Annotated in this window: 18 protein-coding genes; 9 read left to right on the top strand and 9 right to left on the bottom strand. The window is 70.8% G+C overall.

The genetic code is table 11. The features are described from left to right. The coding region (locus tag HG543_RS37140) for a DUF6209 family protein (RefSeq protein WP_246357562.1) at positions 1-1,425 on the top strand (1,425 nt) is incomplete at its 5' end. Next, positions 1,422-1,736 (top strand): hypothetical protein, encoded by a 315-nt coding sequence (locus HG543_RS37135; RefSeq protein ID WP_169349657.1) that lies wholly within the window; start codon positions 1,422-1,424, stop codon positions 1,734-1,736. The genes HG543_RS37140 and HG543_RS37135, both read left to right, overlap by 4 nt. Before the next feature lie 46 nt (positions 1,737-1,782). Here HG543_RS37135 and HG543_RS37130 read toward each other — a convergent pair whose 3' ends face one another. After that, positions 1,783-3,249 (bottom strand): amidohydrolase family protein, encoded by a 1,467-nt coding sequence (locus tag HG543_RS37130; protein WP_169349656.1) that lies wholly within the window; start codon positions 3,247-3,249, stop codon positions 1,783-1,785. A 207-nt stretch (positions 3,250-3,456) separates the two neighbouring features. On the opposite strand from HG543_RS37130, the gene HG543_RS37125 reads away from it, so the two are divergent. The 6 genes from HG543_RS37125 (at position 3,457) to HG543_RS37100 (ending at position 10,045) form a co-directional block, all read left to right on the top strand. Continuing rightward, positions 3,457-5,787, top strand: a complete 2,331-nt coding sequence (locus HG543_RS37125) for a BamA/TamA family outer membrane protein (RefSeq protein WP_169349655.1) — start codon at positions 3,457-3,459, stop codon at positions 5,785-5,787. 6 nt (positions 5,788-5,793) lie between these two features. Further along, complete coding sequence (locus HG543_RS37120; RefSeq protein ID WP_169349654.1) at positions 5,794-6,402, top strand: hypothetical protein; 609 nt, start codon at positions 5,794-5,796, stop codon at positions 6,400-6,402. A 106-nt stretch (positions 6,403-6,508) separates the two neighbouring features. Further along, a complete protein-coding gene (locus HG543_RS37115) occupies positions 6,509-6,826 on the top strand; it encodes an alpha/beta hydrolase (RefSeq protein ID WP_246357561.1) in 318 nt (105 codons plus the stop codon). Between the two features lie 51 nt (positions 6,827-6,877). Beyond that, positions 6,878-8,071: an acyl-CoA dehydrogenase family protein gene (locus HG543_RS37110; RefSeq protein ID WP_169349653.1), complete on the top strand. Its 1,194-nt coding sequence runs from the start codon at positions 6,878-6,880 to the stop codon at positions 8,069-8,071. A 93-nt stretch (positions 8,072-8,164) separates the two neighbouring features. Further along, positions 8,165-9,412, top strand: a complete 1,248-nt coding sequence (locus HG543_RS37105) for a ricin-type beta-trefoil lectin domain protein (RefSeq protein WP_169349652.1) — start codon at positions 8,165-8,167, stop codon at positions 9,410-9,412. A 240-nt stretch (positions 9,413-9,652) separates the two neighbouring features. Beyond that, positions 9,653-10,045 carry a LysM peptidoglycan-binding domain-containing protein gene (locus HG543_RS37100; RefSeq protein ID WP_169349651.1) on the top strand — a complete coding sequence of 131 codons (393 nt, stop codon included), beginning with the start codon at positions 9,653-9,655 and terminating at the stop codon, positions 10,043-10,045. Between the two features lie 49 nt (positions 10,046-10,094). Here HG543_RS37100 and HG543_RS37095 read toward each other — a convergent pair whose 3' ends face one another. The 6 genes from HG543_RS37095 to speD form a co-directional block, all read right to left on the bottom strand. Continuing rightward, positions 10,095-11,729 carry an FAD-dependent oxidoreductase gene (locus HG543_RS37095; RefSeq protein WP_169349650.1) on the bottom strand — a complete coding sequence of 545 codons (1,635 nt, stop codon included), beginning with the start codon at positions 11,727-11,729 and terminating at the stop codon, positions 10,095-10,097. A gap of 118 nt (positions 11,730-11,847) precedes the next feature. After that, positions 11,848-13,344 (bottom strand): polyamine aminopropyltransferase, encoded by a 1,497-nt coding sequence (locus tag HG543_RS37090; protein WP_169349649.1) that lies wholly within the window; start codon positions 13,342-13,344, stop codon positions 11,848-11,850. Positions 13,345-13,380: 36 nt separating this feature from the next. Next, the gene (locus tag HG543_RS37085; RefSeq protein ID WP_169349648.1) at positions 13,381-13,608 is read right to left on the bottom strand and encodes a DUF350 domain-containing protein; all 228 of its coding nucleotides are present in this window, start codon (positions 13,606-13,608) and stop codon (positions 13,381-13,383) included. After that, positions 13,608-13,769: a hypothetical protein gene (locus HG543_RS37080; protein WP_169349647.1), complete on the bottom strand. Its 162-nt coding sequence runs from the start codon at positions 13,767-13,769 to the stop codon at positions 13,608-13,610. Before HG543_RS37080 ends, HG543_RS37085 begins: the two co-directional genes overlap by 1 nt. 24 nt (positions 13,770-13,793) lie before the next feature. Next, complete coding sequence (locus HG543_RS37075) at positions 13,794-15,695, bottom strand: DUF4178 domain-containing protein (protein ID WP_343073531.1); 1,902 nt, start codon at positions 15,693-15,695, stop codon at positions 13,794-13,796. Beyond that, the gene (speD, locus tag HG543_RS37070; RefSeq protein WP_211194410.1) at positions 15,692-16,078 is read right to left on the bottom strand and encodes an adenosylmethionine decarboxylase; all 387 of its coding nucleotides are present in this window, start codon (positions 16,076-16,078) and stop codon (positions 15,692-15,694) included. Before speD ends, HG543_RS37075 begins: the two co-directional genes overlap by 4 nt. A gap of 99 nt (positions 16,079-16,177) precedes the next feature. Here speD and HG543_RS37065 point away from each other — a divergent pair, with 99 nt between their 5' ends. After that, positions 16,178-17,182, top strand: coding sequence for a lipase family protein (locus tag HG543_RS37065; RefSeq protein WP_169349646.1), 1,005 nt, complete (start codon positions 16,178-16,180; stop codon positions 17,180-17,182). A gap of 13 nt (positions 17,183-17,195) precedes the next feature. On the opposite strand, the gene HG543_RS37060 is transcribed toward HG543_RS37065, so the two are convergent. Then, the gene (locus HG543_RS37060; protein ID WP_169349645.1) at positions 17,196-18,290 is read right to left on the bottom strand and encodes a trigger factor; all 1,095 of its coding nucleotides are present in this window, start codon (positions 18,288-18,290) and stop codon (positions 17,196-17,198) included. A gap of 85 nt (positions 18,291-18,375) precedes the next feature. After that, the coding region (locus HG543_RS37055) for a hypothetical protein (RefSeq protein WP_169349644.1) at positions 18,376-19,282 on the bottom strand (907 nt) is incomplete at its 5' end.

Below are 19,282 nucleotides of genomic sequence, written 5' to 3'. Positions count from 1 at the left end.
ACGCCGGACCGCGCCACCGCGCGTCCCGCACCGGAGCGGACGCCCACGGCCCGCCCCCAGACCCGGGGTGACCAGTTCGACTCGGGCGCCACCCGCCCGGGCCAGACGTCTCCGAAGAGCGCCACGCTGCTGACGGGCCTGAGCACCCCCGCCCCCGTGACGTCGTCGAAGGCCGCCGCGCTCCAGCCGGAGCTGCACGGCGCCAGCGGCTACGAGGCCCACTTCGGCAAGGGCAGCCGCACGGCGCGCGCGACCGTGGAGGGCGGGGGCCAGGTGACGCTGCCCACCGGCAATGGCCGGGGCCCCTCGTTCCACGCGGAGGCCGGCAAGCCGCTGACGGTGACGGTGGACCCGCAGCGCATCTCGCAGTCGGCCCAGAAGGCCGAGCTGGTGTGGTACGTGGTGCCCGGCGGCAAGGAGGTCGCCGTTCCCCTCACGGACGGCTCGCGCGGCGCGGACGGCAAGCTGAACATGCTGCCCGCGAAGATCGACGTCCCCGAGAACGCCTTCGGCACGCTGCGCCTGTCCATCCGCACCACGAGCGCGGACGGTAGGGAGTCCTCCTCGTGGGACCCGAGCTCGGACGCCGCCATCGCGCCGCCGGAAGGGGCCACCGTCGTCTTCTCCGACAACTGGCAGACCCAGATGGAGGGCAAGCTGCGCGCGGGTGACAAGGTGCAGATTGCCTATGACCGGGACCGGCTCTCCGAGCTGCTCGGCGGCAAGACGCCGTCGGACGTGGTGGCCTGCGTCTCCTTCAACGGCGAGCCCCCCATCGAGGTGCCGCTCACGGTGCAGCCCGGCGAGGGTGGCGAGCCGGGGAAGATGTTCATGCCGTCCCTCAAAGTTCCTCTCGAGGCGACGCAGATGACGATGTGGTTCAAGGGCCAGGGCGAGGGCGCCACGGGCTGGGACTCGTCCTTCGGGCAGAACTTCAAGTTCAAGGTGAGCCCGGCGCGCGACGACGCGGACCCGTCCTGGAAGGCGGAGATGCTGCGCAGCAAGAGCTTCCCCAACCTCCAGGAGGAGGACTTCGTCGGCATCGGTCCGTCGTCGCAGCGCTACAACTGCATCGCCTGGACGCTGGGCATCCAGGACGAGTGGGTGTGGCCGGGCACGCGCATCGAGGACTTCGACAAGCTGTACGCGAAGCAGGGCTACCAGCCCATGTCCTCGGTGGACCTGAGCAACGACCCGAATCTCGAGAAGGTCGTCGTGTACGGGCTGAAGCCGAAGAACGGGACGGGCCCGATTGAGGTGACGCACGGCGCGCTGATGGACGAGCAGGGCCGCCTGACGAGCAAGATTGGCACCCAGCCGCTCATCCGGCACAACAGCGCTGACGACCTCACCGGTCCTTCGTATGGTGAGCCGGTGCGAGTCTACGTGCGTCCCCGCGTGCAGCCCCTGGTGAACAACTCATGAGCGATGTCGCAGCCCGCTTCGAGGCCCTGGCGAAGGAGTGGGAGGGACACTGCGCGGCGCACCGCGAGTCGTCCAATCCCTACGTGTTCCTCAACCATCCGTCCTTCGAATCCATCGTGTCACTGGGCCGGCCGGCGGTGCCGCTGATTGTCGAGCGCTACCGCGAGGGGAGCGTCTTCTGGGGCGCGGCCCTGCGCCGCATCACCGGCCTCACCACGTTCGGCGACGGCGTGGTGGGCAACCTCGACGCCACCCGGCGCTCGTGGCTGAAGTGGTGGGACGAGAACAAGGCCGGCTTCACGGGCCGGTAGTCGCGAGTGTCCCCGGCCCTTTCCGCGGGGCCGGGGCGCCTTCCGCTCACAGTTGCTTCGCGAGCGTCTCCAGGTCGAGCAGCATGTTCCGCCGCTCCTCCTCGGAGATGTACCGGCCCCGGACCACGACGGAGTGGATGCGCGTGGTGTTGCGGATGTCGTCGAGCGGGTTCGCATCCAGCACGACCAGGTCCGCGGCCTTCCCCTTCTCCACCGTGCCCAGCTCGTGCTCCCTCCCGAGGAAGCGCGCCGGTTCGAGCGTGGCGGCCTGAATCGCCTCCAGGGGCGTCAACCCCGCCTGCACCAGCAGCGCCAGCTCGTCGTGCAGGCTGAAGCCCGGGAACACCCAGGGCGTGGTGCTGTCGGTGCCCGCCAGGATTCTCACGCCGGCCCGGTGCATCTCGCCCACCAGGGCCAGCCTGCGCTGGAACAGCTCCCGGCGACGCGTGCTCTCCTCCTCGCTCCGGCCCTCCAGGTAGATGGTCTCCAGCTGCCACTTCCAGCCCTCCACCGTGGAGACGGGCAGGTACTTCAGCCGATCATCTTCCATGCGCAGGTCCATGGGCCGGTCCAGCACATCGTGCATGGCCAGCGTGGGCACATTCGCGGACGGGCTCCGCGCGAACTGACCGAAGAGCCGCAGCCCCTTCCCGGGTGAGTACGTGCGCGCCGCGTCCCACTCCACCGCGTGCGTCTGCTGGAACCAGGTGTTGTAGCCGGTGATGGTGCCGGGCCGCAGCGTGATGCTGGCCACCCGCTCGCGGAGCGCCGCCTCCTCGGAGGAGGTCTCGTACATCACCCCGTACAGGTGCTCGAAGCTGGCCTGTCCCGCCTCGAGGGCCTCGGCGTTGGTGACCCGGTCGGGGACATGTCCCGCGAAGGGTATCCCCAGCTGCTTCGCCTCGTCGGCGATGCCGAAGTACGCCTCCCGCGACAGCCGCGAGTAGACCTTGATGAAGTCGTACCCCTGGGACTTCGCCTCGCGCACCCTCGCGCGGGCCTCCGCTTCGTCCCGCACGGCGATGTGGGGCACGGGCGAGTTCTGCCACAGCGACGGAGTTCCATCGATGATGGGGCTGCCGAGCACCATCCGCGGTCCCAGGAGCTGCCCCTGTTCAATCTTGCGCCGCCACTCCAGCGCGAAGGGCGTGCCGTCCATCTCGCGGACGGTGGTGACGCCGTTCACCACGTGGAGCAGCGGGAAGACCTGCTCCATGTCCTGGGTGTGGATGTGCATGTCGGCCAGCCCCGGAATCAGATAGCGGCCCTGGAGGTCCACCGTCTTCAGTTCCTCCGGAAGCTCGACGTCCTTCGACGGGCGCAGCTCCACGATTCGCTCGTCCCGGATGAGCACCGTCATGTCGGGCCGCGGTGGGCCTCCGGTGGCGTCAATCACCGTGACGTGGGTCAGGGCATAGTCGGCGTCGGGCAGGACGGGGTCGTCCTCGCAGGCAAGGCCCGCGAGGGCGAGCACGGAGGCACCGAGAAGATGACGAAAGGGTTTGTGTGACATGGATGAGTTGCTCCCGGGGGGTGGTGCGCCTGGCGCGGCCAATGGGACACCGGGCGCTCCGGGATGTGTCACCGCCGGATGTTGGGGGCACATCGCCGCTCGACATCCGGATGTGTCCATGACATCGACGGGGTTGCTCGCTCCTCGTCCTTTCGAGCACTTGCCCGAGGCCAGCGGTTGGAACGGCGCGTGCTCTCCCGACCGGACATGAACCGCTTCGCACTCTTCTTCTGTCTCCTCGCCCTGACCGCGGTCGCGCAGCCGGCCACGGACGCCGGCACCTCCGAGCCCCCCGAGTTCCTCGACGCGAGACCCGCGGACGCGCGGGACGAATGCCCCGATGACTACGACGACGAGGACGAGCCCGAGGAGGATGCGTCCGTCCTCGCCCCGCTCCAGCTCAACGTGGACGGGCGTCCGCTCACCCCCGCCAGCCTGGAGCTGCACGGCCTGCAACGGCTCACCGACGCGCAGGTCCGCGCGCTCATCGGCGCCTCGCTCACGGACCCGCGGGCCCAGACGCTGCTGACGGCCGCGCGGGCACAGACGTTCCTCCGCCGCCTCGCGCGCACCGGCCTCTTCGCCCGAGTGGAGCCGCGTCTGCGCGTCCCCGAGCAGGAGCCCGTGGTGCTGGAGGTCCACCTGGAGGAGAACCCCACCGTCACCGCCGTGGAGCTGGAGGGCCTCCAGGACATCCAGGCCCGCGAGCTGCTCGAGGAGCTGTTCCGCCTCCCCCACCGCTTCCCCGACGAGGACGAAGAAGAGGATGAGGACGTCATCGCCACGCTGCGCATCGACTCGCGGCGCGGGACGCTGTCCGTCGTTCGCTCGTGCCCGCCGCCGCGTCCCCCGCGTGAGTGGCTGGCCCGCATGGAGCGCGGCGAGTTCCGGCCCGGCATCGTCCTGGGCGGCACGGCCCAGGCGCTGGACCGCGCGTTGGAAGACCTGCGCGATGACGGCTACCTCCTGTCGAGCTTCACCGCGACGCTGCACCCGGATGGCCGCCTCGTCGTCACCGTGGACGAGGGCCGCCTGGAGGCCGTGGACGTGCAGGGCGTGCCGCCGGACATGGCCGCGCGGGTGCGCGAGGCGCTGGACTTGAAGCCCGGCGACGTCTTCCTCCGCAGCGACGCGACGCGCGCCATGGAGCGCCTGGAAGCGCACCTGCCCTTCCTGGAGGCCGCGGACGTGGATGACGACGAGGACAGCAAGCTGCGTCGCCGGGCGCGCATCGTCGAGGAGCGCGACGCCGACGGCACGCGCCGCTACCGGACGGAGGAAGCCCCGCGGAAGAAGCGCCGCCGCGAGCAGGTGGAGTTCGAGCTGAACCTGCGCCAGCTCGTCGAGTGGTGGGGACACGAGAAGGACGGCGAGGGCATCACCCTCGACGGCAAGCGCCTGGTGGTGCACGTGCGCCCGCGCCGGCCGGACCTCGACGTGGACCTGCTGCCGGTGCACACGCAGGTGACGGGCTTCGCCCCGGGCCTCGCGGGCCACCTGCGCATCTGGGACCCGAAGGACCGGGCGCACCTCACTTTGGACGCGGCCCTCTTCATCCCGCTGCGCCTGGGCGGCCAGCGCCTGCCGGACGACCCGGAGGGGACGAAGCGCCAGCGCCGGCTGAACCTGTTGGGCGGCGTGAAGGCGCAGGTGCCGGCCCAGCGGCTCGCGGAGCTGGGCGTCCAGGGCTACGACTTCACGGACACGTTCGACCGGTGGCGGCTGGGGGACATCGACTCGTTCATCTACTCGGCGCTCCTCAACCGGCCGGACCGCGAGTACTTCCGCCGCAAGGGCTTCACCGCCTTCGCCACCTGGCGCTGGGCCGAGAGCTGGCTCACCGGCATCGAGTATCGCGGTGACCGTTACGAGTCGATGCGCAGCTTCACCCCGCCGCTCTCGCTCTTCCGCCGCGACTCGCCTCCCTTCACCAACTCGCCGGTGACGGAGGGCCGCTTCAAGTCGGTGGTGCTCCGCCTGGAGTACGCCAGCGACGCGCCGCCCGGAGCGAAGGTGGGCTCGCTGTTCCGCACGCCGGAGACGACCCTCTTCGAGCGCGACGACCACTGGGACGAGCGCGCCTCCCTGCGCGGACTGCTCACGCTGGAGGTGGGCGAGGGCCCCGGAGCCTTCGGCGCGGACGCGCGCTTCTGGAAGCTGGTGAGTGACGTGTCGCTGGAGGTCCCCACCGGCTGGGAGTCCGGCGTGCGCCTGCGCGTGCGCACCGCGGGCGGCGACGACCTGCCCGAGCAGAAGCGCGAGGCGCTGGGGGGCTGGACCGCGCTGCGCGGTCACGGCTTCAAGGAGTTCCGCGGCGACGTGTCGCTGCTGACGACCGCGGAGTACCACTGGGGCTGGCTCGGCCTCTTCGCGGACGTGGGCTCGGTGCGCGTGGAGGAGGCGTGGACGGAGGCGCGGCTGGGCCTGGGCGCCAGCATCCTCTTCGGTGACGACGTGCGGTTCGACGTCGCGTGGCGCACGGACGAGAAGGCCACGGCCACGCCCGAGGCCCGGCTGCTCTTCGTGCAGACCTTCTAGGGACGCATGGGACGGCATGTCACATGGAAGGGGCGGAGGCTCGGCGCGGCGCTGGTGGCCGCGGTGGGACTGCTCGCGTCCCCAGCCCGGGCGGAGGAGCCTCGCGCCGCCTGCACCGCCACGCTCTCCGGACGCCGCGTGGTGGCGCGGGCGGAGGCGCTCGCCTTCGTCTCGCCGGAGCTGGATCGGCTGGTGCGGCTGGGCATGGCGGGGAAGCTGGAGGTGGAGCTGACGCTGTGGAAGCGCCACTCCCTGTGGTTCGACTCGCGGGTGGACGGCGCGCGGCTCACGCAGGTGCTCGCCTTCACGCGAGACGGCTACGTGCTGGATGGCAGGCCCCTGACGGAGGGGCCCGGGGTGATGGAGTCCGAGCGCGTGGCCTGGACGCTCGACGAGCGCCCCGAGGCGGAGGACCGCTTCGTCGTGCGAGTCGAGGTGCGGTTGCAGGTGGTGACCGCCACGAGCCTGGGCAAGGTCGCGTCGTGGCTGACGCAGGAGAAGGGCGCCGCCAACGCAGAGGAGCGCTCCGGACTCACCGGCACGCTCCTGCGCTCGGTGGCCGAGGACCTCTCCCGAGGCGCCTCCGCCCGCTGTGAGGTCACCCGCTCGAAGTGAGCGGGGGGGCCGTCGCGAAGACAGTGTGAAGCAGGGCCCGCGCGACGCGCGGGCCCGTGGATTCAAGCGTTGCCCGGCTCCTGGCCGCGGCACGGAGGACACCCCCATGCGTCGTTGGATGCTCCCGCTGCTTCTCCTCATGACCCCGGCCTGTGGCGCGCTGCCCGAGCCACTGTCGCGCCTCTTCGACGCGCGGAAGACCGTGCACGTCTACGCGCCTCCCGGTGCCGAGGCCGCCGGCCCCACGGTGCCCGTCCTCTACCTGGAGGACGGCGAGGCGCGCTTCTTCCCGGGCGGTGCGGCCAATGCCGCGCATTCCGTGGTGCCCCGGCCCAGCGAGCTGGTGGCCCTCATGCAGCGCCAGGACATCGTCATCGTCGCGGTGGACTCGGAGCCGGCCGCTCCCTCACCCCCTTCGACCTGAGCGCCGGAGCCCGGCTGGAAATCGATGCCCCGTCCTTCATAGGCTCCGGGCATGACGAGTCCCCTGCCCCGCCCCGCCGAAGCCTCTCCCGACACCTCCGTGCACCCGCTGCTGGCCGTGGCCAGGGAGTGGTTCCCGCGCGTGGCCGCGCGCGCCGACGAAATCGAGAATGCCCGCCGGCTGCCGCAAGACCTCGCCGACGAGCTGGCCCGGGAAGGCTTCTTCCGCATGATGATTCCCGAGTCCCTGGGCGGCGCGGAGCTGCACCCGGCCGTGTCCTTCCAGGTCATCGAGGCCATCGCGAAGGCGGACGGCTCCACGGGCTGGTGCGTGATGAATGGCGCCTGCAACGCGCTGACCTCCGCGTTCCTCTTCGAGCCGACGGCCCGCGCCATCTTCGGTCGCCCCGACGTCATCACCGGCGGCGTCGCGGCGCCCATCGGCCGCGCCGAGCGTGTCGACGGCGGCTACCGCCTCACGGGCCGCTGGCCCTGGGCGAGTGGCGCGCACCACAGCCACTGGCTGGTGGGCGGCGGCGTGGTGACGGAGGGTGGCAAGCCCGTCATGGTGCGCGAGGGCGTGCCGATGACGCGCTTCTTCTACTTCCCCCAGGACAAGGCGGTGCTGCACGACACGTGGTTCGCCTCGGGCCTGTGCGGCACCGGCAGCGTCGACATGGAGGTGAAGGACCTCTTCGTGCCGGACGAGTACGCGTTCTCGATCGTCGGCGTGCGCCCGCGCGTGGACAGGCCGCTCTACGGCTATCCCTTCGGACTGCTCGGGCTGGGCCTTCCCGCCGTGGCGCTCGGCATTGCCCGCCGCGCCATCGACGAGCTGATGGCGATGGCCCAGCAGAAGACGCTGATGATGGAGCGCCGCCTGCTGGCCGCGCGCCCGGCCGCGCAGGAGGCCGTCGCCGACGCCGAGGCCACCGTCCGCTCCGCCCGCGCGTTCCTCCTGGAGGCCATCCACGCCATTCACGAAGAGTCCACGCGAGGCCCCGTCTCCGTGCGCACCCGCGCCGAGCTGCGGCTGGCCATGACGCACGCCACCCGGAGCGCCGCGCGCGCCGTGGACCGCATGTACGAGGCCGGCGGAGGCCACGTCGTCCTCCGCAGCAATCCCTTGCAGCGCTGCTTCCGCGACGTCCACGCCGTCACCCAGCACGCCATGGTGTCTCCCGCCACCCTGGAGCTCACCGGCGGCCTGCTACTGGGTCAGGAACTCCCCACCTTCACGCTCTAGTCGCAACAGCCAGAAATAACAGACGCATTCGTATTGTCTCTGCCGCCTCGCACCAGGGGGTGCGAGGCCAACACTCGCAGAGAGGCACTACACATGCGTCGTTCCCGTCTTGCGGTGAGCGCGGCACTGGCCGCGGTCGTCTCGGTTCCCCTGGCAGGGTGCGGTACCCAGGAGCCCGCCGGTTCCGGAGAGACCGCCGGCAGCGTGCGCCCCGCGCAGGGCATGAGCTGGGAGGAGTTCCTGTCGCGCGTCTACCAGGAGGCCGACACGGGCATCTACGTCGCCAACGGCGACGAGACGTTCACCGACCTGGAGCAACTGCGCGAGTTCTACGAAGAGAACTTCCGCGAGCAGAAGGTTCGCGAGTCCCAGGGAGGGCTGGCGGTGATGCTCCGCGATGACAGTCCCGCGCGGTGGGGCGACGCGGAGAAGTTCAACATCACCTACTGCGTCAGCACGACCTTCGGCACGCGCCATGCCGCGGTGGTGGCCGCGATGGCGGACGCCGCCAACGCCTGGGGCTCGGTGGCGGCGGTGCGCTTCGTCCACCGGCGCGAGCTCGACGGCAACTGCAACACCGCGCAGAACGGCGTCGTCTTCGACGTCAGACCCGTGAGCGGCGCGAGCTACATGGCCCGTGCGTTCTTCCCGGGCGACCCGCGCTCGGCGCGGAGCGTGCTCATCGACAGCTCCGCGTTCACCACCACCATCCCCAACCTGACGCTCACGGGCATCCTCCGCCACGAGCTGGGTCACACCCTGGGGTTCCGTCACGAGCACACCCGCCCGCAGGCCGGCACCTGCTTCGAGGACAGCAACTGGGAGGCGCTGACGGACTACGACTCCAGCTCGGTCATGCACTATCCCCAGTGTAACGGGACGGGGGACTGGTCGCTCACGCTCACGAACCTGGACATCGAGGGCGCCCGCGCCCTCTACGGCGTGGCCACCGGGGAAATCCGGGGCTTCGGCGGCAAGAGCCTGGACGCGGACTGGAACGACCCGGTCGCCAACGGCACCAAGGTCCAGCTCTGGGACTGGCTGAATGGCGGCAACCAGAAGTGGCAGCTGATGGCCGACGGCTCCATCCGGGGCTTCGGCGGCAAGTGCCTGGACGCGGACTGGAACGAGCCCGTCGCCAACGGCACCAAGGTGCAGCTCTGGGACTGCAACGGCCTGGAGCAGCAGCGGTGGAGCGTGCTGCCGGATGGCACCATCCGGGGCTTCGGCGGCAAGTGCCTGGACGCGGACTGGAACTGGCCCGTCGCCAACGGCACGAAGCTCCAGCTCTGGGACTGCAACGGCGGCGACCAACAGAAATGGTCCGTCATCTTCCAGTGAGCCGGTGCTGACCTGAGGTCCGCTCGCGGGGCGCCCATGCCGCTCCGCGAGCTTCCGGCTCGGGGGTTCCCGAAACCTCGCGTGCGCTTCTCGTCAAGAAGGGCGGGTGAATGTTGAGCGGCGAGCACCCACACGTCCGTGACACGCGAAGCGATTGAGGCGGCCGTGCGCCGTCCCTACCCTCCCCGGCCTCAAGTGCGTGCCCGCGGACACTGCGGCACGCGAGGAGGAGGAGACGGTATGAGCCTGCAGGACAACTACAAGGACGTGCTCGACGTGGCGAAGAACGTGGGCGCCCAGGTCGAGGCTCGCGAGGAGAACGGCAAGCTCATCATCAAGGGGAAGGTGGGCTATGCCTTCGACCGGGACCGCATCTGGGACCAGATCAAGGCGAAGCACTCGAACTGGCAGAACGAAATCATGGTGATGCTCGACGTCACCAACAGCGACCCGTACGGCGTCTACACCGTGAAGTCGGGTGACACGCTGAGCAAGCTGGCCAAGGAGATCTACGGGGACGCGAAGCTCTACCCGAAGATTTTCGAACTCAACAAGGACCAGCTGAAGAACCCGGACCTCATCAAGGTGGGTCAGGTGCTGAAGCTGCCGCCGAAGTCCATCGCGCAGGCCTGAAGTCGAGTCCACGCGAGCGGGCCTGGGGCGTGTGGCCCCGGGCCCGTCGTCACAGCCAGCTCGCCTCGCGCCGTCCCAGCTCCGCCAGCACGCGCTCCGCGGCCTTCACGCCGAAGAAGTTGGCCTCCTCGAAGAGCGCCATGCCGCCCAGGTCCGTGTGCGCGAAGTGGAGGCTCCGGCCCAGGCTCTCCTGCGCGGCCCTCTTCGCCGCGCCCCACATGAAGCCCGGTGCCGGGCGCACCATGGCGTGGCCCCAGCGCTGTACCTCCAGCCGCTGTGCCTGCCCGGCGATGCCCGGGTGCGCGGGCAGCAGGTCCGCCATGACGAGCGCTTCCCATTCCGCGTAGCCCGCGGAGAGCGCCTTCTCGCGCTCCGCCTTCACGTCCGCGCCGGCCATGGGCAGGTACCAGGTGAGCACCGTGGGGCCCTGCTCGTCCTGGCGCAGCAGCTGGTGCGTGGCCACCACGTAGCCCAGGCTGCGGCTCTCGTAGAAGACGTTGTCCCAGGCCAGCGGGAAGCCCCGCGAGCGCGGCGGCGCGGACAGCGTCAGGTTGGCCACCACCCACGGCCCATACGTGAAGGCCCCCAGCCACTCCGGCCGCTGCTGGCGCCACGGCGCCACCACGTGCGCGGCGATGAAGCGCGGACAGGCCAGCACCACCTGCCGAGCCTGGAAGGCCCTCGGCCTGCCCGTGCCGGCCTCCAGCGCGTCCACGCGGCAGCAGTTCTCCCCGGGCTCCACCGTGTGCACCAGCACGTTGCGCTCCACCGCGCCGGGCGGCAGCGCGGACGAGAGCTGACGCACCAGCCGGCCGTTGCCCTCGGGCCAGCTCAGGAAGCCCTCACTTCGCTCGCCCTTCCCGTTCTGCCGGGCGGCGAAGTACCAGATGCCGGCCCACGCGGAGACGTGCTCGGACGTGGTGCCGTAGTCGTCGCGGCAGGCGTAGTCCACCACCCACTTCAGGCGGGGCGAGCGGAAGCCCTCGCGCTCCAGCCACGCGGCCATGCTCAGCGCGTCCAGGGCCGTCCACTCGGCGTCGTCGCTGGACAGGCCCGAGGGCACCGCGAAGGCCTTGCGCCCCTTCGCGTCGCGCGCGGCGGCGAAGGCGTTCATCCGCGCCTCGAAGCGCTCCAGCTCGGCGAGGTCCTCCGCGCTCGCGCCCGCGCGCAGGTAGAGGCCCTCGTACCAGTGGCCGCGGTAGTAGAGGCGCTCCTCCGGCTCGTGGATGAGCAGCGTCTCCTCGAAGGTGGGCGCACCCTCGGCGTCCACGCCGGTGATGGCGCCCATCTCCCGCAGCAGCCGGACCACGGGGCCCCGGTCCTCCAGGGGCGAGGGAAGGTAGTGCGCTCCCCACGGGTACGCGGACACGGCGTTCTGCCCGGAGCGGGAGGTGCCGCCCGCCTCCGCTTCCAGCTCGAGGACCCGGACTCCCTTCACGCCCGCGCCCGCGAGCCGCCACGCCGCGGACAGGCCCGCCACGCCCGCGCCCACCACCAGCACGTCCACGGGCTCCAGCACGTCCGCGCGGGGAAGAGGCCCGCCGCGAAGCTTGTGCCCCACCTCCACCGCGCGGTCGACGATGGCGCCCGGCACGGGCTGCCGCGCCTCCGAGCGCCGGCACGCGCTGGCCGCCACCGCCGAGCCGAGGAACGCGGAGATGAGCTCCCGCCGGGTCAGGCGCATGACAGCCTCGCCTCACCACGAGAGGGCACCGAGACCGGGCCCATCGCCAGGGTGTCACGTCGGGAGAACCACGACGCCGGTGCCACCGCCACGCCGCTGGCGACCTGCTCCGGCCGCGTCAGTTCCACCGCCGCCACTCCTCCTCGTAGTAGTGCACCAGCACCTGGTTGTTCAGCCGGTTCACCTCGGCGGGCAGGGGGCCCATGTCCGGAGGGAAGCGGGTGAGCGACTCCAGCGTGGGCTCATCCAGGAAGGCCAGCCCCTGCGGTAGCGGGCGGTGCCGGGCCGGCGCCTCGTGCGCCACCAACACGTAGCCCCACTCGCCAAACGACGGCACCAGCGCGTGGTACGGCTCCGTCCAATAGCCCGCCGCCTTCAGCGTCGTCGCCACGCACCAGAAGGAGCGCCGCGCGAACAGCGGGCTGGTGCTCTGCACCACCGCCACCCCGTCCGGCGCCAGCCGCTTCTTCAAGAGCTTGTAGAAGCCCGTCGTGTACAGCTTCCCCAGCGCGAAGTTGTTCGGGTCCGGGAAGTCCACCACCACCACGTCGTACGGCTCGTCCCCCTCGGTGAGGAACTGCATCGCGTCCGCGTTCACCACCCGCATCCGCGGGTCCGTCAGCGAGCGCCCGTTGAGCTTCGCCAGCTCGTCGTAGCCCGTCGCCAGCTTCGTGATGGCCGGGTCCAGGTCCACCAGCGTCACGGAGCGCACGTCCGGGTAGCGCAGCACCTCGCGCGCGGCCAGCCCGTCTCCACCGCCGAGGATGAGCACCCGCTCCACCTTCCCCGCGCGCACCATGGCCGGGTGCACCAGGGACTCGTGGTAGCGGTACTCGTCGATGCTGGCGAACTGGAGATTCCCATTGAGGAACAGCGAGAAGCCCCGCTTGCCGCGCGTCAGGATGATGCGCTGGTAGGGCGAGCTGGACGCGTGCACCACGTCGTCCGCGTAGAGCTGGTCCTCGTAGAAGGTGGTCAGCCGGTCACCCAGCACGAAGCCCACCAGCAGGAACACCGTCAGCGCCACCGCCTTGATACGCAGCCGCAGCGGGTTGCCCAGGAGCGGGGCCAGAAGCCACGTGCTCCACAGCCCCACGCCCGCGTTCAGCACGCCAAACAGGAGCGAGGTGCGCACCAGCCCCAGCTTCGGCACCAGCAGCAGCGGGAAGGCGACGCTCGCCGCCAGCGCGCCCAGGTAGTCCAGGGACAGCACCTGGCTGACCAGGTCCTTGAACTTGAGCTGGTCCTTGAGGATGCGCAGCAGGAGGGGAATCTCCAGCCCCACCAGCGTGCCGATGGCGATGACGCTGCCGTACAGCGCCACCCGGAACAGGTCCGTCAGCGTGAAGGTGAGGAACAGCAGCGGCGCGCACAGGCCGCCGAGCAGCGCCACCGCCAGCTCCACCTCCACGAAGCGCTGGGCCACCCCGCGCTCGATGTAGCGCGACAGGTAGCTGCCAATGCCCATGGCGAAGAGGTAGCCGCCAATGACGGTGGAGAACTGGGTGATGGAGTCCCCGAGCAGGTAGCTCGCGAGCGCCCCGACGACGAGCTCGTAGATGAGCCCGCACGTCGCGATGACGAGGACGGTGACGTACAGCAGCGTTCTGTTCAAGTCGTCACTTCACTTCACATACGGGCGGCGCGCCGCTCATCCACTGATGGCGGCGGCCACGATGATGGCCAGACCGATGATGAAGGAGCCGATGACGATGCCGACCGCCGTGTTCTGGTCGGCCTCCAGCTCCTTGTGCACGTCGAACGGCAGGATGAGGCGGATGACGTAGAAGCCCGCCACGAATACCGCCAGGCCGATGAGCGAGTAGATGACGCTCGCCAGCACTCCCTGCACGCTCACGACGACGCCGAGTAACAACATCACTTCCCTCCCTGGTAGCCACCGGTCCACAGCAGGATGCCGCCCGGTCCACGCCGCACGTTGCCCGGCACCTGGTCCTTCTGCTCACTGCTGAAGGGCGACCAGCCGGAAATCATCAGCGCCGCATAGCCCAGCAGCACCAGCCCACCGAAGAACTTCATTCCGTGCCTCCGTGAGTCATGGGACTAGTCCACGAAGTTGCTTTCCGCCCAGCGCTGCGTCTCGAAGCCGTGCGAGCGGAAGAGCACCCACGCGGGCCCCAGCAGAATCAGGATGAAGGCGCAGCAGAACCAGCCTCCATTGGGCGTGTCGTGGGTCAGCGTCACCTTGTAGGAGCGCGGCCCGGACACCGCCGGGTCGAAGGACGCCGTGGTGCGCAGCACGTAGCGGCCGGGCGGCAGCGCGGACAGCGTCGAGCTGCCCGACGTGGAGCCCTCGCTCCACGAGCCGTCGCTGTCCTGCCCGCTGTAGTAGCTCAGCTCCTCGTAGAAGCCCACCACCGCGCCCGTGTCCTGGTTCACCAGGTCGCCCTGGATGCCCATCCACGTGTTGTTGAGCTGCCCGGTGGCGACCTCCACCTTCATGTTGCCGCGCTTCTCCAGCAGGAAGGGCTCGCTGAAGTTCATCGCCGTGGGCGTGCCGGAGAAGGCCTCGGGGGGCACCACCACCGGTTGCTCCAGCACCACCTTGTTCGTCGCCCGCATGGCGAAGAAGCCCGACAGCAGGAACAGCCCCAGCAGCCACAGGGCCGTCCACACCAGGGTGGAGCGCAGCGCCTGCTTGTGCGGGTTGGGCTGGTTGGGCGCGATGCCGCTCGGCTCCGGCAGCGGGTCCTTCAGCTTGAAGGCCTCCTTCACCACGTCCGGCTTCAGGTACTCCGCGTGGGTGAAGGAGATTTCGTCCGGGGTGGCGTCCGAGTTCACCGAGTACGGCGGCGCCACGTACTCCGTGGCCTTCGCCGTCTCGCCCGCCCTCACCTCCCAGTAGAACTCGCCCTGCACCCGGTCCGTGACGGCGGTGACGTGCTGGAAGGCCTTGTAGCGCCGGTCGTCGTGGAAGGCCGCCACCATGGGCGACAGCGACACGTCACCGGCGGGCAGCGGCTTCAGGAAGTTCCAGTGGCCGTTGGAGTGCATCAGCCACGTGAAGCCGCGCTCCCGGTTGTAGAGCAGGTACTCCGACCACGGGTAGCGCACGCCCTCCACGGTGGTCGAGCGCTCCAGGTAGCCGATGCAGATCCACTCCGTGCCGTCGAGCTTCCCCTTCGTGCCCAGCGGAACGAGGGGCGCGTTGGCGGGCTTCTGCAGCAAGCGGAGGAAGGACAGCTTGCCCTGGCTGACGTCCAGGAGCGCGCCGCAGTAGGGGCACGCCACGCGCAGCGACTTGTCCGGCGCGCGCAATTCCAGCGGGCCGTTGCAGTTGGTGCAGCGCGCCTGCTTCAGCTCCACCTTGCGCACGCGCGGGCGGAGCTGGCCGGCGGGAATCCCGAGCTGCTCCAGCTTCAGCGCCTCGCCGAGGAAGACCTCCGGGTCATGCCCCCGGGTGCCGAAGTCCAGCGTGAGGAAGCTGCCCTTGGGCCCGGTGGCGTCCACGTACCAGGCGTCCTGGGTGGGGTCCACGTCGCTGGGCAGCTGCCCTTCCGCGGACACCACCTTGCCGTGGCCGCGCTCCTCGATGACCCACGCCTTGTCGCGCAGGTGCAGCCGCTCGCCGGGGTGCAGCTCCTCCAGCGTGAGCCCCTCCTCGAGGCCCGCGTCGAAGAGCAGGTGGAAGGCGCCCTCGGACTCGCTGATCCACCCGGTGCGGCCGTCGTCGAACTCGACGTACCACTCGTCCCAGGGGCCCGCGCCGTGGTCCTTCTGGAGGTGGCCGACGATGCGGTAGCCCTTGCGCTGGAAGCGCCCCTCCGCGCCGACCTGGAGCGGCGAGTCCGTGGGGACGATGCGGCCAATCTTCCCGTGGTCCTCGAAGGTGTCGCCGCTGCGCGCCACCACCGTGTTGCAGTGGCCGCACACCACCACCTGCGCCGAGCCGGCGGTGAACTCGATGGGTGCGCCACACGAAGGACACTGCCCCTGCTGCGTCACGCCGTCACCCCCCGCTTCAGCTCACGCACATGGCAGGACGCCGCGCCCAGGTGCCGGGCCAGCAGCGCCTCGAAGTCCGGCCGCGCGCGGGTGCGGCAGCAGTAGACGTTGAGGGCGGCGAAGCCGTGCTCCGGGAAGGTGTGGATGGTCAGGTGGCTCTCCGCCAGCAGCGTCAGCCCGGTGATGCCGCCGGGCTCGGGGAACACGTGCCACTGGGGCTGTCCGACGACCTTCAGGTCGAGCAGGACGATGAACTCCTCGAACAGCGCCGCCAGCGCCGCCGCGTCCTTGAGCCGCTCGGGCGCGCAGCCGCTCGCGTCTACCAGCCATTCCTGTCCGGTGGTGATCGTCTCACTCCCTCCTGCGTGGGGGCTTCTTATCATGGGCCCCGTCCCCTGGGGCCCGTCCGCTTCGGCCGTCCGGGCAGGCGTGGCCGGCCCGTTGGCGCGCCCCGTCATCTTCCCGGTACGCTGCGGAACGAGATGAGGCAGTCGCTTCCGGACGCTCCGCCGCCGCCGCTCCCGAGCCCCACCCCCACGCCCGCGCCGGCCCGAGAGGCCAACGCCATTGTCCGGCTGACCCGCTCGCTGCGGGGCCTGCCAGCCGCGGACCGCTGGTGGGGTCCCGGCTGCGGGGGCCTCGCGGGCTGGCTGAAGGCCGCCGCGGACGGGCTGCCGGCGGAGGACCTCACCCCGCGCTTCCGGGCGCTGCACGCGCGGGTGCGCGAGGGCGAGCCGGTGCTTCCGGACGAGGCGAGGCGGCACCAGTACCTGCTGGTGCGGGGCATGCTCGGGGACGAGCTGCCCGGCTACCTGCTGGACAACGTGCAGCGGCTGGAGCGCCGGGGCCTGGACGTGCGCGAGGTGCCAGTGGACACGGAGGGGCTGCTGGCGGACAACGTGGCCCTGCTGCGCGAGGCGCTGCTGGACGCCGCGCACTTCGGCCGCTCGGTGGTGATGGTGGGCCACAGCAAGGGCGGCGTGGAGTGCACGGCCACCCTGGCACTGCACCCGGAGTTGCGCCGGGTGGTACGCGCGGTGGTGACGCTGCAGGCGCCCTATGGCGGCTCGTCGATTGCCCATGACCTGGCCACCACGCCGGAGATGCGGCGCCTCATCGACTTCGCCTTCCCGTTGCTGTTCCATGGCGTGTCCCGGTCCGTCGAGGAGCTTTCCTATACAAGTCGGATGGCGTTCATCCGAAAGCACCCCTACCCGGCCGGCATTCCCACCGTGTCCCTGGCCACCTCGCGCCTGTCGCGCCTGTCCAGCCTGTACCCCCTCCAGCGGTATCTGCATGACAGGTACGGCTACGCGTCCGACGGCATGGTGACGGCCGTGGACGCGGAGGTGCCGGGCGCGGCGGTGGTGCGCCTGGACGACATGGACCACGCGGAGGCCGCCATGTGGGGCCTGCCCGGCTTCGCCCGCTACCACCCCGGCGACGTCACCGAGGTGATGGTGGCCCTGGCGCTGGGCGCGCGTTGAGGGCCCTACGGGCTCACGGCGCCGGCGCGGTCAGCTTCACCTTCTTCATCACGTGGTCGACGGTGGCCAGGTGCAGCGCCAGGTCGTACAGCTTCCGGGCCAGCGCCGGGTCCTCCTTCACCGACCTGCCCAGCTCCTGCCGGGACACGTTGGAGAGGGAGGCCAGGTCGTCGATGAGCGCGTCCGTGGCCTTGCGGTCCGGCTGGACGCCGTCCCGCTCGGCGATGGCGCGCAGGATGAGGGCCAGCGCCAGCCGCCGCGCCGCGTCCGCGCGGGTGAGCGGGTCGTTCAGCCAGCCCTCCAGCGCCTCCTGCAGCTCGTCCGGCTGGAAGTCCTTGCGGGCGAGGATGGGACGCTCCGTCTCCGCCCAGCGGCGGCGAATCTCCTCGTCCACGAGCTTCGCGGGCAGCTCCACGTTCGCGCGCTCCACCAGGACGTCCAGCACCCGCTCCTGGGTGCGGCGATCCATCTCCTCGGTGTGCTCGCGGGCCAGGTCGTCCGCCAGGTGGCGCATGACGTCCGTCAGGGTGCCCATGCCCAGCCGCTTCAACAGCTCCGGCGAGTCATCCTCCAGGAGCTTCAGCTCACGCGCGGCCTTCACGTCCAGCAGGAAGCGCGCCTGCTGCCCGCGCAGCGACTCCACGGGGTAGGTGGCCGGCAACGTCAGCTCGATGCCGAAGGACTGGCCCACCTTCGCGCCGACGAGGGCCTCGAAGAAGCCGGGCAGCACGGGGTCCGGGGAGACGTGGACCCACCAGTTCTCCCGCGTGGAGAAGGGCATCAGCTTGCCGTTGGCGAAGCCGAGGATGTCCAGCAGCACCTCGTCGCCCGCGCCCACGTCCTCGCCCGGCTGGCGGTCGCGGCGGTTGGCGTGCTGGTGGCGGAGCGCGTCGAAGCGCTCGACGAGGTCCTGCTCCGTCAGCGGCTCCGGAGGAACCAGCGCCACCGTCAGCCCCTCCAGCGAGGGAGGCAGCACGAAGGGCAGGTCCACCGGCTCGGTGCTGTCCAGGGAGTACGCGGCGGGCATCCGCTTCATGATGCCGAGCGCGTGAAGCTCGGCCAGCGAACGCGCTCCGCCACCGCCCTTCGAATCGTCCTTCGTCGTCATGGTCTCTGGCTCCGGAAGCTTCGGATACCACACCCGTCAGGGCGACCGAAGCTCCGGAGCGGCGGAGCCCGTACGGCGAAGTCTCCTAGAAGAAGGAGCCGACGAAGCTGGACACCGTGGAGACGACGGCGCCCGCCTGGCTGACCACCGGGATGTTGGTGGCGGCGGCGATGGAGCCCAGCGCGGTGATGCCAGCGGTGATCTTCTTGCCCGGGGAGGCCTTCGGGTCGGCGATGGTGCTCACGGCCACGGCGGTGTCCGCCACGGCGATGGCCACGTTGAGGCCGGGGGCGAAGCGGCCGGCGGCCTTGGCCACCGCGGTGCCACCGCCGTGCAGCGCGCCGCGGGCGGCGTTGGCGCCCAGGCGGGCGGCGCTCTCCAGGCCTTCACCCGCCACGCGGGCGGCGGCGGCGCGGACCACCTGGCGCGAGCCACCCTCCACCGCCTCGCGGGCGGCGGTGCTGGCGACGCGGTTGGCCACGGCGCGGGCGGCCTCCGGCGCATTCTGCGTGAAGGCGGTGCGCGCGGCGTTGGCGGCGGCGCGGTAGTTGCTGACGTTGCCCGCCAGCTCCAGGCCGCCCTTCACCACGTTGAGGCCGGTGGAGGCGGCGCTGGCCAGGGAGCCGGCCGCCTTGTTGGCGGTGGCGCCCGAGGGGTTGCGGAAGAAGTCACGCGTGTCGCGGGCGGCGAGGTAGGCCGCGCCCGGCAACTGCGCCACGCTGGCGGCGGTGCCAGCGGCGCCCGCCCAGCGCGCACCGCGGGTGTTGACGGCCTCGACGGTGGCGTTGTTGGCACGGCCGGGAATCTCCCAGGGGCCGAACTTCTGCGGGCCCGGCGCGCGGCGCACCTGGGTGTTGGCCACCGCGTCGGACACCGACTTGGCGCCGTTGGCCACCTGGCTCACGCTGTTGTGGGCCTGCTCGAACCGGTCCGCCTGCTGCGGCTGGGGCTGGGGCCTCGGCGCCGGCTTGGCCTCGGCACGGGGCTGCGGG

It is taken from the genome of Pyxidicoccus fallax, from assembly GCF_012933655.1.
GTDB classification, from domain to species: Bacteria; Myxococcota; Myxococcia; order Myxococcales; family Myxococcaceae; genus Myxococcus; species Myxococcus fallax.
Note: the sequence above shows the minus strand (reverse complement) of the source record. Positions and strands in the feature narration are given on the sequence as shown.